The following is a 15254-nucleotide window of genomic DNA, read 5'->3' as shown; positions in this document are numbered from 1 at the left end:
GTAGCCATCTTACAGCAGGAGGGGGCATATGCCAATCCGATTATGGAAGAGCTTGAGCAAAGGGCTAAGAGAACGGCAAATTTAAGTGCAGTACATAGTGCCCTACATCGTCTTGAGAAAAAAGGCTTTGTTGAGTCCTACAAAGGAGAAGCTACTGCTGTGAGAGGCGGCAAGCGCAAAAGGTTATATAAGGTTACAGCTTATGGTGTGAAGGCGCTAAATGATGTAAAAGAATTGCGGGAAGGAATGTGGTCAGCCATTCCACAAATAGTTTTAGATCATTGAGCCTATGTATGCGACACCACCAAAATGGATGATAAAATGCCTTGAGGCGGTTTGCCCAGAAAGCTTGCTAGACGAAGTGGAAGGCGACCTCTTTGAGTACTATGCCTGCTTGCAGAAAAAGAAGAGTGAAGTACACGCTAATAGAAAGGCCTTTTTCTTTATTCTGCGCTCAGCGCCCAGGCTACTTTTCAAAAAGAAAATTCACCAATCAACAACAATCGACATGCTTAGAAATTACATCATCATTACACTTAGGAACATCAAAAGGCAATTAGGGTATAGTTTGGTTAATATTTTGGGACTTGCCGTGGGGCTCGCTTGCTGCATTCTAATTGGTCTGTATGTGGAGGAAGAGTTGAGTTATGATAAATTTCATAAAGACTCAGAAAACATTTACCGCGTCAACCTGACGTTTGACTCACCACAAGGAACGCGCAAAACCTACACAACGCCTTCCGCTTTGCTACCGACATTACAACGCGAGTTCAATAACGTGACTGATGGTTTTCGCATGTTAGATGTTGGTTCTTTTAGTCCGGTGATTGTTCAGAAAGGAGCGAATAAGTATAAAGAAGATCGGTTTTTTTATGCTGATAGCACGTTTTTCGATGTTTTTTCTTTTAAGGTGATTTCCGGCAATCCTGAAAAAAGTCTGGTAGACCCAAAGTCTCTTGTGTTGACCAGCTACACAGCACAAAAGTACTTTGGTGATGAAGACCCGATGAACCAAACGCTACGCGTAGACGGTACTGATTATACCGTGACGGCAATTGTAGAAGACGTTCCTGCAAACTCACATTTTCAGTTCGATTTTCTATCTAGCTTTTCAACATTATCTGCTTCTAAGAAAGAAATCTGGGGTAGTGCCAACTATGCTACTTATATAAAATTGAGCCCGGGTAGTAACCCTGAAAATATAGAGACAGGAATTAGACAAAAGGTAGCAGAAACACTCGGAGAGAGCCTGGGAGATATGCAGCTAATATTTGACCTGGTACCGCTTACGGATATTCATTTAAGGTCAGAAATACCTAATGAAATGCAGCCTCAAAATTCTATCACCTATATCTATATGATCAGTATGATTGGCCTTCTAATATTGATTATAGCGTGTATAAACTACATGAACCTGGCCACTGCCAGATCTGTGGAGCGTGCAAGAGAAGTGGGTATGCGTAAGGTGTTAGGCGCCATTCGCAAGCAGGTTTTTTATCAGTTTATGGGAGAGTCTGCCGTTATAACTGCATTGGCTATACTTGCAGCTCTGGTAATTGTAAGTCTCACATTATCACCTTTTAATGCGCTTACTGGCAAAGCTCTGACCATAGCTGACCTCGCAAATCTACCAGTGATAGTAGGTTTATTTCTAACCTTTCTATTAGTAAGCTTTATCGCAGGAGCCTATCCTGCACTTTCACTCTCTTCTTTTGCACCAAGCGGTATTCTAAAAGGTAATTTTAAGCGCTCAAAGACGGGCAACACCATGCGACAGGTGTTAGTGGTTTTTCAGTTTTCCATTTCCATATTTCTCATAATAGGTACCATGGTAGTAATCAAACAACTTGATTATGCGAAAACTAAAAAACTGGGCTACAACAAAGACAATGTAATCGTATTGCCAACCGATAAAAATGTGAATGAGAATTTTCAGACGATAAAATCGGAGCTTGAACGAAGAGAAGATGTGTTGGGTGTTTCAATTGCATCAGAAACTCCGGTAAATGTAAGTGGAGGCTATAGCCTGGATGTACCGGGCATTATCGAAAATGCTATTTCCGTAAATGCAGTGACGGTAGACAAGCAATTTATAGAAAATATGGACATTCAGCTCCGGTCTGGAAGGCACTTTAATGATACTGATCTGAAACTTGTATCTAAAGAAAACTGGGAAGCGCGTGAGTACGCGTTTATTGTAAATCAGCAAGTATTGGCAGCGCTCTTGATAGATGAAGAAAGGATTTTAGGACAACCTGTTAACTTAAACGGTAGGGAAGGTGAAATTGTAGGTGTAATTGAAGATTTTCATAGCACTTCAATTCATAGAAAAATAACACCGATGGTTTTCTTCATCGAGCCGGCTCAATACAATAAGCTTTTTATTAGAATAAACACTGATAACATGCAAAAGAGCTTGTTGGCGATCGAAGATAAGTGGAACGCTATAGTACCCGATCGTCCATTTGTGTTTGAGTTTATGGATGATGAGTATGATGCCATGTACAGAAGCGAAGAGCGCCTGAGTAATGTCTTTGGAATTTTTGCTGGCCTGGCCATCATTATCGCGTGCCTTGGGCTGTTTGGTTTGGTGTCTTTTGCGGTGGAGCAGCGCAATAAAGAAATAGGCGTAAGAAAGGTGCTTGGAGCCTCCGTGGCAGGTTTGTTTTTCCTTATATCAAAAGACTTTTCTAAACTCGTGTTGATAGCATTTATTGTGGCAGCGCCTCTAGCATATTGGCTCATGCAGGAGTGGTTAGCTGATTTTGAGTATCGCACAACCATAGGTGTTTTTCCAATTGTATTTGCCGTGGTGCTGGCATTAGTAATCGCCATGCTTACAGTGAGCTGTCAATCTATAAAAGCAGCCATGACTAACCCTGTAGAAACGTTAAGATCAGAATAGCTTGAAGAATTTTAGCATGTTGAAATGCGAATATTTAAACTAATCTGATTCGTAATTCAACATTTATTATTCGTAATTCGGTATTGTCATGCCTAAGAGTACTGCCTGATCTGACTGAAATTAATGCCTAAGTTTTTCTCAAAAAATCTAAGCTGCTTAGTTTCTGGGGAAGTTACCAATGCCAGAGATATGCCATCGCGGCCTGCTCGGGCAGTTCTTCCACTTCGGTGTGTGTAGTACTCTAATTTATCAGGTAGCTGATAATGCACTACGAAAGCCAGCGCTTCAATATCTAGACCTCTGGCTGCTAAATCTGTCGCTACCAGGAGGCGCAGACTCTCGTTTTTAAAAGCACGCATCACCTTGTCACGTTCTTTTTGTAGTAGATCGCCATGTATGCCATCAGCAGCTACATTCTTTGCCTGCAGTTGCTTAGCTAATTTTTGCGTAGCAGCTTTTGTCTTACAAAAAATCACACCACGATTACCTTTTTGGGCTTTTAAAAACTGCATAAGAATAGGCAGCTTGTCATTTTCTTCGCAAATAAGGTATTGATGCTCAATGTTTTTATTCACGACATTACGTCCACTGATTTCTATGCGATGGGCATTTTTGGCCATGTGCTGATTTACGATTTGCCTTATACCATGTGGCATAGTTGCAGAAAAAAGCCACTTATTCTTGGCTGTTGATAAGAAACTCAGAATTTGATCAAGCTCTTTTTTGAAACCCATGGTTAGCATTTCATCAGCTTCATCGAGCACTACTGTAGTTACATTACTTAAATCAACGGCTTTTCTTTTTACTAAATCGATTAGTCTGCCGGGTGTAGCCACAATGATGTGAGTTGGCCTTTTCAACCGCTCGATTTGTCTCTCTATTTTCTCACCACCATAAACAGCTTCTGTGAAAATTCTATCACTGTATTTGGTGAATTTAAAAAACTGCTTGGCCACCTGCTGACCGAGTTCTCTCGTAGGGCAGAGTACAAGTGCTTGCACTGCTTTTTTACCAGGGTCAAGCCGCTGTAGAAGAGGTAGACCAAAAGCCGCAGTTTTGCCTGTACCAGTCTGTGCCTGACCAACAAGATCAGTATTTTTACTAAGCAAAATAGGGATCACCTGCTTTTGTATTTCAGTAGGCGTTTCAATTTTTATTTCTTTAAGGCCTTTTATAAATGATTGATCTACACCTAGTGCTGCAAAATTTTCCACGAGAGATACGTTTTATGAATGAGTGGCAAAGGTAGTTATTTCAACAGCCTTTAATAGCAGGCAGGTAATGATTAATTATTTAACTTCCTTTAAGCCTTATCGGTAAACAGAAAGCGATATTTGTCAGTTATAGTCTTTTTATGGCGCAGATTACTACGATTACACTTCTTTCTTACAAGGGCATTACCAGTAAGGTTTGGGCTTTTTTTATGATGCAATTTGCGCATAAGCACCTAAAGGGAGTTCAGGGCTTACAATTCTACAAGCTTATGGGTAGTGGTCGAGGCAGAGGTTTTAATGCTTTTCCTGATTGGTCGACTTATGCTCTATTGCAAGTTTGGGATGATGAGGCATCAGCTGATTTGTTTGTAAACAAAAGCAGACTGTATGCCAAGTATAAACAAAAGAGTAAAGAGCTACTTACTCTTTATATGAAGCCAATTGCAGCCAAAGGTGAGTGGTCAGGAGCGAATCCTTTTGAAGTAGAAAACGCTAGTAGTGGTAATAGCAATCAACTAGCAGTGCTCACACGAGCCACAATTAAGTGGCATAAATTATATCCGTTTTGGAAGTATGTATCTACCTCTCAGCGACCACTAGATCAAAACAAGGGACTTATTTACACCAAAGGAATAGGAGAGGTGCCTGTTATGCAGATGGCTACATTTAGCATCTGGCGGGATAAGTCATTTCTAGAGCAATTTGCTTACGGAAGCAAAGAACACAGAAAAGCAATAGAAAAGACAAAGCGCTTAGATTGGTATAAAGAAGAGCTTTTTGTGAGATTTCAACCTGTAAAATATACCGGCTCATGGTTGGGTTATGAGCAGGAGCTGGATGTGGCTAGTATGTAAAGCTTCTCAACAAGGCTTTAGTAAAAGGCCATTTTCTAAATGAATTCATAATCTTGACCTCCTGAAAAAATGTGGTTTCTTCATCTAAGAACGAGAAGATGCGGTTGGCGTTATTCTTACGATACATATCGCTGAAGATTTCTTCACCCAACTCATTGTTGTGCCACAAAACATCGATAAACAGGGCATCATATTTTCTAAATCTCTTTTTAAACAACTTATGATCGGGGCGATCTCCATTTTTTAAATTAGAAACAATCTGCTTGCTGTAATTAATCGCATTTTTAAATGAGTAACCTGATGATGGCTTTACCCAGCCCCCGGCCGTACCTATTTTTGTCACTCGTTCGGTATTGGCATGGTGAAAGGGGAAGTTGCTCATTGGAATGATGCCCTTTTCTTCACTGGTGATACTGTAATCGTCCAAATTCAGAATGTCTTCGATGTATTTTTTTATGTACTCTTCGTAGTCAGATTCCTTAACAAGTTCTGGCGAGAAAAAAGTAAACTCCAACAAAGCTTCACGTTTTGAGAGTGGCAAGATGTACATAAAGCTCGTGCTTTGGGGCCACTTAAGCCTAAAATCCATCATGGTGAAGGCCGACTCGTCAAAGCAGTCCTTTTCAGTTCGAATTACCCAACCTTTAAAGTGCTGAAGAAGTCGGAGGTACTTGTCATTGTTGTTATGAAACTCATGGCTTATACGGCTGTCAAACACAAATTTAGCCATGTATGTGGCTGTTTCTGTTACTATCGTACATTCAGAACCGGACTCTTCGATGGTATTTACTTTATCATTTACCCAAGTTACATTACCTTTTGTCTCAATTACTTTTTTTGCGTGATGGTAAAAATTAGCCGACTGGATCATCTTATATTGATAGCCGCTCATCTCGAGGTCGATTTCATCTTTTGAGTAGATGAATTTGGCTTTGGGCCAGATTTTGGTGGTTATTTCATCGTATTGTCCCTTGCCTTTTTCCCAATAGCACCAGGTGCGGTCGTTGGCTACCTTTGCATCCGGCTCTAGAATAAGGATTTGCTTTTTCTCAAAATAAGGGTCTCCTGCTAATGTGAGTACCAAATTAAGACCGGCAGCACCAGCACCTACAATGGCATAATCATAATGAGAAGTAGGCATAGAAATAAGCAAAAAATGTTAGCTGAACGATGTAAAGATGACAAGAAAAAACAAAATCTCCTTTAATTCGGAGCTTCTGATAAACGTACAACAATCCTGTTGATACCACAAACCAGGTAATATAATTTTTGAGCGGTACATGACCTGCATCCCACGACCAGTAGTCAAAATAGGGTGCAGGTACTTCAATAAAGAAATCGAGAAAAACCATGAGTGTAGCTCCAATCAGTATTTTTCCTAATGATGATTTAACCAATTGACCAGCAATCGTACCAGATACAAGTATAAGTATGGCCCAGTTTACTGCGATCAAAACAGGCACACCGTCTATTTTTATTCCAAGGTTTTCACCGTAGGCGTACTCACCAAACATAATTCCATAGTTCACACCCAGCCACTCCACAAACCAACCCGTAGCAAAGAATATGAAGAAGCCGAGTATTTCCCTCTTGTTTTGAAGGGGATATATGACAATTACAGCAGCAAGCGTAATGAGTAGATTGAGTGGTGTTTTGGTTATAAACCAATCTAAATGACCCATTGAGATGCCAATGATTGAACTTAAGCTAAACAACCATAATATCAGTATGCTTATCACACGCTTATTTACTTTATTTATTGTTGCTGTGAGTGTTTTCATGGTATTTGATCAGTAGCTATTTTTGCTGATAAAAGACACAGTGGTATGCCTCCCCCCGGGTGCACGGAGCCACCGCAGAAGTACAGGTTTTTAAACTCACTACTAAAGTTGGGGTGCCTCAAAAAGGCAGCAAACTTAGAATTGCTTGAAGTGCCATATAAAGAGCCTTGATGAGACCCGGTTTCTTTTTCGATACCAATTGGGTCCCAGATTTCTTCTACCTGTATGTGTTTTTCAATGTTTGTTTTCAATGCTCTGTTCACTTTGTCAATCACATTCTTTCTGGCTTTAGTAATAAGAGCTTGCCAATCCTGCCCGGTGTTTGCGGGTGCATTTATCATCACAAACCAGTTTTCACAACCATTTGGTGCGTCAGACGGGTTTTCTTTAGATGTGATGTTAATGTAAACCGTGGGGTCGTTACTGAGGCTTTGCTTGTTGAAAATATGCTCAAATTCAGCCTCATAATCGGCCGAAAAGATGATGTTGTGTAAGTCTAACTGATCGAAAGTGCGGTCGATACCCCAGTAGAAAATGATGGCTGAGCTGGATCGTTCTTGCTTGAGCGCAGCCACGGGCTTTTTGGCGTCTTTCAATAGGTACTTGTAGGTAGTAAATACATCTGTATTGGTAACTACTACATCTGCTGATAAAAGTTCTTCTTCAGTTTTTACCCCAAGCACTTTCTTTTCATCAGTAGCTATCTCTGTTGCAGGGGTGTTAAACTTAAACTTTACTCCCTGATCAACGGCTAACTTATAAAGGCTTTGCGAAATACTATGCATGCCGCCTTTAGGAAAGAACGTGCCATAGTGCATTTCCAGATGAGGAATCATAGACATAATGCCGGGTGTTTGGTATGGCGAAGAGCCGTTGTAGGTCGCATACCGGTTGAATAATTGCACCAAACGCTCATCTTTGAAGTAGGAGCGATTAACACCGTGAAGCGACTGGCCAATATTTAACTTATACATCTGCAATAAAGAAGTAAGCGTTTCTTTATTGAAGTAGGTCGCAGCTTTATGCAGTGATTTTTTTAGAAAAATATCAGCAATCAGCTCATATTTTGTGCGGCTATTATCAAGATAGGCCTGTAATTTTTGCTTTGAGGTGTTAAATGTATCAGCTGCGTCTTTTATAAACCTGGCTTCTTCGGCCGGTACCGTAAATGTAGTGCCGTCTTCCCAAAAATAATTGCAAACCGAGTCTTTCTGCTTGTAGTTGAAATATGCTCTTGGATCCACACCAAACAATTGAAATAACTCGTCTACCAAGTGAGGCATGGTAAATAAAGATGGTCCCTTATCAAATCGGTACTGGTCGATTTTGATGGCATGTAGTTTACCTCCAGCGTGAGGATTGGCTTCAAGCACGGTCACATCATGCCCTTTTTGCCTCAACCGTAAGGCACTTGCAAGACCGGCAATCCCGGCCCCAATCACAATTGTTTTAGTCATTTCTGAAAGAAGAGATATTCAGAAAGACAACCCGCTTATTGGCCTATTGTTTTATTATTTAGCTGATCTGTAAAGGAAAAATGGCTTAGCTATCTATGACTTTTCTCTCCTCAAACTTTTTTGGGGCATATAAAAAGCCGAAAGCTTCACAATCTTCTTTTTTATGCTTCTTGTGGTGAATATAGTGCGCATTGATCATGCGCTTGAGGTATTTACTCTTATTCTTGACCTTAAACTTTATTCTTTGATGCACAATTACATCATGGAAAACGAAATAGAAAATGCCATAGCAAAGGATGCCGATGCCTACAGCAGTGAGATAAGGTGCTTGCACTACCGAAGTAGAGTAATAGATAAGTCCTGCGCTTGGTATACTGAAAACAACAGCAAAAAGATCGTTTTTCTCTAAGGCATGGTCGTGCTTTTTATGATGCGACTCGTGCCATACCCAAAGAAAACCATGCATGATATATTTATGAGTAAACCATGCCACAAACTCCATAAAGAGAAAGGTGCCGATTACTATTACTCCACATAAAATAACCTCTAAGGCTGTCATACTTTAACTTTACTATTTGTTAAACAATTTTTTGAGCGTATTATATCTGTAATCAAAGATAGCGCTAACCCTTTTGCCTACAAACAACCAATTGGCAAATCTTCCTATAATGCCCAGCGGTATGGCGTAGTTTACTTCGTCAATCATTTCAACCCCCTGATCAGTTTCTTTAAAATGGTGTTGATGATGCCATAGCGCGTACGGGCCGGTAAGCTGCTGATCTACAAAAAAAGAAGGACGCTTCACGTGAGTTATCTCAGTCGTCCAGTTAACAGGTATTCCGGGGACAGGGTTCAATCTATAAGTGATAATTTGCCCTTCATACATACGCTCTCCCCCTGAGATGTGAGTTATATTGAAACCCATACTTGGTGGGGTTATTTTTTTGAGATTATATGGTGAAGAGAAAAACTCCCAGGCCTCATCTATTGACAACGGAAGGGTTTGCTTTCGTGTGATTCGATAAACTTTCATGGAACAGAAATGCTATTCTCGCACAATATTTTTAGCCATCTTCGGGAAAATGATTCCGTGAAATGGAAGGACACTATACCAATAAAGCCGACCCCATAATCCTAGCGGTCTGAAAGTAGCTTTTTGACATAACAGGTTGGTGTTGTCTTTTTGTTTCTTGATTTTAAATTCCAGCCAGGCTTCTCCAGGTAATTTCATCTCGGCATATAGCAATAACCGCATCTCTTTGCGGTCTGCTTTGAGCACCCTCCAAAAATCAAGTGCATCACCTGCCTTTAAGTCTGTCGGACTTCTACGACCTCTTCGCAAACCAACTCCGCCCACAACCTGGTCTAGTATTCCTCTGATTTTCCAAAGAAAATCACCGAAATACCATCCGCGATTACCACCGATAGACCAAATGTTATCAAGTACTTCTTCTACCGGCCGGTCAAATTTTATACTTCTTAAATCATTATAACAGCCGTGTTTGGGTACTTCAACAAAATCGAGAAAGTTAGAATCCATCTCAACATTGCTGATGGCATCTTTCCAACTCGAGATTACATTTTTCTGACTGATTTTACTGAAAGCCATTTCCAGCGCCTCGGTATATGTGTATAATTTAAGAGGCACCAACTCTGTAATATTGCCTTGCTGCACTACCACGTCATGCTTCATGCTATCCACGAGATTTCTCGCCAGGTGGTAGGAGGTAGAAGTTACGAAATACAACCACAAAGACGAGAGCTTAGGAGATAGTACAGGTACACTTAAAATATACCGTTTTAGTTTTCTCACTTTAGCATATCTAAAAAGCATTTGCTTGTAGTCCAGCACATCCGGCCCTCCAATATCAAAAGCTTTATTGTAAGTAGACTCTAGTAAGATCACGCCAGTCAGGTATTCTATTACATTGCGAATAGCAATGGGTTGACACCGGCTTTTGAGCCACTTTGGAGCTATCATAACCGGTAATTTCTCAGTTAAGTCTCTGATGATTTCAAAGGAGGCACTGCCTGAACCAATGATAATAGCCGCTCTCAATACAGTAAGCGGAACGCCCGATGTCATGAGCGTATCTTCTACATCTTTACGCGATTGCAGATGTTCAGAAAGACCATCATCATTTACAATACCACTTAGATATATAATTTGCTTAAGGCCCTTACCTTTATAATAATTAGCAAAATTTTCTGCACACAACTTTTCCTTTTCGGCAAAGCCAGAGTAGGAAGCAGTCATAGAGTGTACTAAATAATAAGCTACCTCAATATCTGTTGGTAAATTATTTAGCGTTTCAGCCTCTTCGAGGTCACACTCTACTACTGTGATTTTCTTTAGAAATTCGCCCTCAAAATCTTCCCAGTCAAACCGTCTTTTGTCTCTTACAGCACACACCACATGATGCCCCTGATTGACCAAAACCGGTAACAACCTTCGGCCAATATAACCTGTGGATCCTGTGAGTAAGATTTTCATTTAGTTAAGGGCTTTTTTGTATGTATCAAGCGCGCGTTCGCGACCTTCTTTATGCTCTACAATAGGTTCCGGGTAATCTTCTGTGTCCAACTCAGGCACCCATTTTTTAATGTACTTCAATTCAGGATCAAACTTTTTGGTTTGTGACTCGGGATTGAATATTCTAAAATACGGCTGAGCATCCGTACCTGTCCCTGCTGCCCATTGCCACCCTCCATTGTTGGAGGCCAGCTCATAGTCCAGCAGTTTGCGAGCGAAATAAGCCTCGCCCCAACGCCAGTCAATTAACAGGTGTTTGGTCAAAAAACTAGCTACTACCATTCTTATACGATTATGCATGTAGCCGGTTTGGTTGAGCTGTCGCATGCCTGCATCAACGATTGGGTAGCCGGTCTTACCCTGGCACCAGGCCTCAAACTCTTTTTCGTTATTTCGCCAGTTTACAGCATCGTATTTAGACTTAAAGTTGCTATCTACAACCTTGGGGAAGTGGTATAAAATGGTTTGATAAAACTCTCGCCAAATCAACTCATTGAGATACGTATCACTTTTCTCTTTTGCTTCTTTAGCCACCTTTCTGATACTTACTGTACCAAATCTGAAATGAATACCAAGCCTTGAAGTACCCTTTTCTGCAGGGTAATCTCTGAGGTCAGCGTAATTTTTTAGTGTATTGTCAGTTATGTTCTTACTCGGAATATCAAGGCTAGATCGCTCAAAACCCATCTCTTTGAGTGGAATGATCTTTTTGAATTGGTGTTGATGGAAGTTATCAAAATACAAGGCAGATGGAACTGGCTCCAGGTCTTTTGGTTTAAGGTTACTTCTCCAGGTTTTGCTGTAGGGTGTAAAAACCACATATGGATCTCCATCATCTTTAAGCGCCTCATCCGGCTCCAATATCACATGATCTTTAAAGAGCTCAAACTCGATATCATTATCTTTTAGTAAGTCTGCAATTTTTTCATCCCGATCACGCGCATAGGGTTCGTAATCTCGATTAGTGTATACCTTGGTGATATTGTAATCTTTGACAAGCTGCTTAAAAGCTTTTTCTGGGGTATCGTAAAAAGTAAGAAGGGTAGAGCCTTTTTCTTTTAATTGCTCATTGAGTGCGGTTAATTCATCAAAAATAAACGTTACCCGTCCGTCATCTTTATCTTCAAGATCATCGAGTATGTGTTTATCAAAAATAAATATAGGGAGCACCGGGTTGTTACCTTCTAAGGCTTCATGAAGACCAGTATTGTCATCGAAACGAAGGTCGCGTCTAAACCAAAATATACTTATGGCTTCTTTACTCATTGTTTCTTCTCGAGTGCTTCTATCTCTTTGTCAAGATCATCTGCCTCCTTCATCATGGCGGCATAAGCTTTTAAGTCTCCAGAGCGCTGTACCTCTACAGCATCTGCCAAAAGCTTAGATCTTTTCTTCTTCATTTTCTTAACAGGATCTGATTTAAATAAGCCAAACATACTATTTAGGATAAATTTAAGGTGTGGATATGGCGATCGATACTTTCTAGTATAATCTTAAACCATACCGTATAATTGTCAGGATAATGATTCACATCTTCTTTGAGCTCATGCATGCTCATAAACTTCCAATCGGAAGCCTCTTCGGGGGCAAGTGTAGGTGTGTCGTTGTATTCGCCAATATAAACATGGTCATACTCGTGCTCGGTAAGCTCATTGTCTAGTTGAGTTTTGTAAATAAACTTATATACAAACTCAGGTCTTAGGTGTATGCCCATCTCTTCTTTCAACCTACGCTCAGCGGCATCTTGCGTATCCTCATCTGGTCTTGGGTGACTACAGCATGTATTAGTCCAAAGGCCTGGTGAGTGATATTTACTGTCGGCTCGCTTTTGTAAGAGCATTTCACCTTTATCATTAAAAAGCAAAACCGAGAAAGCGCGGTGAAGCTGACCTTGCTTGTGAGCTTCCAGCTTTTCCATTTTGCCAATGTTATTGTCTTTACTATCTACCAGTATTACTTCTTCCATCAAATCAGTCTTAGTCTGTGTTTTAGGTAAGTAGAGAAAAGTATCATGATCTTCAGTGGGTTGGCAATTCTTATTCTGGTAGAAAGCACGTTTGATGATGGTGTACGTCTGATTTTCTTAAATAATGAATAGTAGTAGACGTATGCTAAATAAACTCCGAATTTTGCGCATTTAGGTAGTTTCTTAATGCCTTCAAGGCCCATTTTAAAATCTTTTTCTATACCTTTTTCAATCTGGCTTTTAGAGTCATCATTGAAATGATCGAGCTCAATTCCAGGGAAATAGCTTCTGCCCATATGCACATAATCGTCTTTTAAGTCACGCAGGAAGTTTATTTTCTGAAAAGCCGAACCGAGCTTCATGGCATAGGGCTTTAATTTGTTGTACTCCTCTTTATCACCATCACAAAACACTTGCAGGCACATAAGTCCTACAACCTCAGCAGATCCAAGTATATAAGTCTCAAATTCTTGTTTGTCATACTCCCTGTCTGTAAGATCCATCTCCATGCTGTAGAGAAACTGATCTATGAGTTCATGATCTATATCGTATTTATTTACAGTAAGTTGAAAGCTATGCAATATCGGATTAAGGCTTATTTTTTCTTCTATGGCCTTATAAGTGTCTGCCTTAAATCTTTCTAGCAAAGAAGCTTTGTCATAATCATGAAAGGTGTCTACTATCTCATCAGCAAAACGTACAAAACCGTAAATAGCACAAATAGGTTGGCGTATCGATTTATCTAAACATCTGATTCCTAAAGAGAAAGAGGTGCTGTAGGCGTGTGTGGTTAATCGGCTGCAGTCTAATGCAACCTTGTCGTAGAGTTCTTTCATTTAATCAATTTCTTAATTTCACTGGCTACTACTTGCCCTGAAATAAGCGATGGTGGTACGCCTGGTCCTGGAACAGTCAGCTGTCCTGTGTATAATAGGTTTTTGACCTTACTATGCATAGATGGTTTTAGGTTAGCAGTTTGCCTTAAAGTGTTCGCCAATCCGTAAGCATTTCCTTTAAAGGCATTATAATCTGCTTTAAAATCATTATGCGCATAGCTACGCTTATAAATTACGTGGTCTCTTATGTTTTGTCCGGTAAGAGTTTCCATTCTATCCATTACTATGTCATAGTAGGCTTCTCTTACAATATCGGTATCTTCTAGGTTAGGTGCTACAGGAATCAGAATAAAAATGTTTTCTTTGCCTTCGGGGGCAACGGTATTATCCGTTTTGGAAGGTACACAAGTGTAGAATAAAGGCTTATCAGGCCATTGAGGGGTTTCATAGATTTGTTGAGCATGTTGCTCAAAAGGCTCATCAAAAAATAGGTTATGATGAAGCAGGTGATCAATTTTTTTGTCTAGGCCTAAATAGAATATGAGACTCGAAGGTGCCATGTCCCTCTTATCCCAATACTTAGGGCTATATTTTCTAAATTTTGGAGGTAAAAGTGTCTGCTCGATATGCTCATAGTCGGCTCCACCAACTATGTAATCGAAATTTAATTGTTCGCCATTTACTTTAAGGCCTTTCGCCTTTACACTATTCATGACGATAGTTTCTACAGGGCTGTTAAACTGAAATTTGACGCCAAGTTCTTTGGCCAGTGTGACCATGCCCTCTATTACTTTATGCATACCACCTTTAGGATACCACGTACCTAATTCGATGTCGGCATAGTTCATAAGGCTGTATAGTGCCGGTGTATTAGAAGGCATTGCACCTAAAAAAAGCACCGGAAACTCAAGTAATTGAATGAGTTTCGGGTGCTTAAAGTATTTTCTAATATAACTGGCTATTGATTTGAATACATGAAGCTTAAAAACGCCTTTGGCTAATTTTAAACTTGCTAGTTCTGAAAGAGATTTGCCTGGTTTATAAACCAGCTCATTTATTCCCACTTCATATTTATAAGCGGCCTCTTTCAGAAATTTCTTTAACTGCTCACTGCTGCCAGGCTCGATAGACTCAAAAAGTTCATATACTTTTTGGAGGTTGGCCGGTATATCAAGGGCATCGTTTTGTCCGAAATATACGCGGTAAGAAGGATCGAGCCTTTCTAATGTGTAATAATCGCCAACTGACTTTCCGAATTGATTGAAGAAGTTTTCGAATACATCTGGCATCCAGTACCAACTGGGGCCCATGTCGAAGGTAAAGCCGTCAATTTCAAATTTTCTGGCTCTGCCACCAGCGCTATCATTTTTTTCAAAAACTGTTACTTCGTGTCCATCTCTGGCTAAGCAACAGGCGGCTGATAAACCGGCAAAACCTGAACCTATTACGGCAATACTTTTCTTCATTCAATAAAAATAAGGCTAATTTGAGTAAGCGGTAAGCTTATTCTGTATTTCTTTTCTAGCGTGGAAAATTCTATTCTTTACTGTGCCGATCGGAATCTCCAGATGCTCAGCAATTTCCTGATATTTATAACCCTCTACATGCATTTTGAAAGGCACTCTCAAGTCATCTCTTACTTGGTTCACCGAGTTCATAATGTCTTTAAACTCATAAGATCCGTCAGGATTATTGAAAGTGTGTGTAT

At 40.2% G+C, this 15254-nt stretch carries 16 protein-coding genes; 3 read left to right on the top strand and 13 right to left on the bottom strand.

The window, feature by feature from the left end; genetic code table 11:
* Positions 1–285: PadR family transcriptional regulator (locus tag E1176_RS15855; RefSeq protein ID WP_155211805.1), on the top strand; the 285-nt coding region annotated here is incomplete at its 5' end.
* Positions 286–289: 4 nt separating this feature from the next.
* On the top strand, positions 290–2905 hold the full coding sequence (locus E1176_RS15850; RefSeq protein WP_155211804.1) for an ABC transporter permease: 2616 nt from the start codon (positions 290–292) through the stop codon (positions 2903–2905).
* Positions 2906–2997: 92 nt separating this feature from the next.
* Here the strand turns inward: E1176_RS15850 and E1176_RS21380 are convergent, their stop codons facing one another.
* Complete coding sequence (locus E1176_RS21380; RefSeq protein ID WP_185152839.1) at positions 2998–4119, bottom strand: DEAD/DEAH box helicase; 1122 nt, start codon at positions 4117–4119, stop codon at positions 2998–3000.
* A 140-nt stretch (positions 4120–4259) separates the two neighbouring features.
* Here E1176_RS21380 and E1176_RS15840 point away from each other — a divergent pair, with 140 nt between their 5' ends.
* A complete protein-coding gene (locus E1176_RS15840; RefSeq protein WP_155211803.1) occupies positions 4260–4973 on the top strand; it encodes a DUF3291 domain-containing protein in 714 nt (237 codons plus the stop codon).
* Here the strand turns inward: E1176_RS15840 and E1176_RS15835 are convergent.
* From E1176_RS15835 to E1176_RS15780, 12 genes are all read right to left on the bottom strand, one after another.
* Positions 4963–6114, bottom strand: a complete 1152-nt coding sequence (locus E1176_RS15835) for a lycopene cyclase family protein (protein ID WP_155211801.1) — start codon at positions 6112–6114, stop codon at positions 4963–4965. The two genes, E1176_RS15840 and E1176_RS15835, sit on opposite strands and share 11 nt — an antisense overlap.
* The gene (locus tag E1176_RS15830) at positions 6095–6754 is read right to left on the bottom strand and encodes a carotenoid biosynthesis protein (protein ID WP_155211800.1); all 660 of its coding nucleotides are present in this window, start codon (positions 6752–6754) and stop codon (positions 6095–6097) included. Before E1176_RS15830 ends, E1176_RS15835 begins: the two co-directional genes overlap by 20 nt.
* Positions 6751–8211, bottom strand: a complete 1461-nt coding sequence (gene crtD, locus E1176_RS15825) for a 1-hydroxycarotenoid 3,4-desaturase CrtD (protein WP_155211798.1) — start codon at positions 8209–8211, stop codon at positions 6751–6753. The genes E1176_RS15830 and crtD overlap by 4 nt, the downstream gene beginning before the upstream one ends.
* A gap of 85 nt (positions 8212–8296) precedes the next feature.
* Positions 8297–8770 (bottom strand): sterol desaturase family protein, encoded by a 474-nt coding sequence (locus tag E1176_RS15820; RefSeq protein WP_246206091.1) that lies wholly within the window; start codon positions 8768–8770, stop codon positions 8297–8299.
* 12 nt (positions 8771–8782) lie between these two features.
* Positions 8783–9244, bottom strand: coding sequence for an SRPBCC family protein (locus E1176_RS15815; protein ID WP_155211796.1), 462 nt, complete (start codon positions 9242–9244; stop codon positions 8783–8785).
* Between the two features lie 12 nt (positions 9245–9256).
* Complete coding sequence (locus E1176_RS15810) at positions 9257–10705, bottom strand: SDR family oxidoreductase (RefSeq protein WP_155211794.1); 1449 nt, start codon at positions 10703–10705, stop codon at positions 9257–9259.
* On the bottom strand, positions 10706–12010 hold the full coding sequence (locus tag E1176_RS15805) for a cryptochrome/photolyase family protein (RefSeq protein WP_155211793.1): 1305 nt from the start codon (positions 12008–12010) through the stop codon (positions 10706–10708).
* Positions 12007–12180, bottom strand: coding sequence for a DUF6435 family protein (locus tag E1176_RS15800; protein WP_155211791.1), 174 nt, complete (start codon positions 12178–12180; stop codon positions 12007–12009). The genes E1176_RS15805 and E1176_RS15800 overlap by 4 nt, the downstream gene beginning before the upstream one ends.
* A gap of 5 nt (positions 12181–12185) precedes the next feature.
* Positions 12186–12710, bottom strand: a complete 525-nt coding sequence (idi, locus tag E1176_RS15795; RefSeq protein WP_155211788.1) for an isopentenyl-diphosphate Delta-isomerase — start codon at positions 12708–12710, stop codon at positions 12186–12188.
* Positions 12710–13546: a phytoene/squalene synthase family protein gene (locus E1176_RS15790; protein WP_155211786.1), complete on the bottom strand. Its 837-nt coding sequence runs from the start codon at positions 13544–13546 to the stop codon at positions 12710–12712. The genes idi and E1176_RS15790 overlap by 1 nt, the downstream gene beginning before the upstream one ends.
* Positions 13543–15012, bottom strand: a complete 1470-nt coding sequence (locus E1176_RS15785) for a phytoene desaturase family protein (protein ID WP_155211785.1) — start codon at positions 15010–15012, stop codon at positions 13543–13545. Before E1176_RS15785 ends, E1176_RS15790 begins: the two co-directional genes overlap by 4 nt.
* Before the next feature lie 15 nt (positions 15013–15027).
* The coding region (locus E1176_RS15780; protein WP_185152838.1) for an RNA polymerase sigma factor at positions 15028–15254 on the bottom strand (227 nt) is incomplete at its 5' end.

Origin of the sequence: Fulvivirga aurantia (assembly GCF_009711475.1) — a bacterium.
Lineage (GTDB): Bacteria > Bacteroidota > Bacteroidia > Cytophagales > Cyclobacteriaceae > Fulvivirga > Fulvivirga aurantia.
Note: the sequence above shows the minus strand (reverse complement) of the source record. Positions and strands in the feature narration are given on the sequence as shown.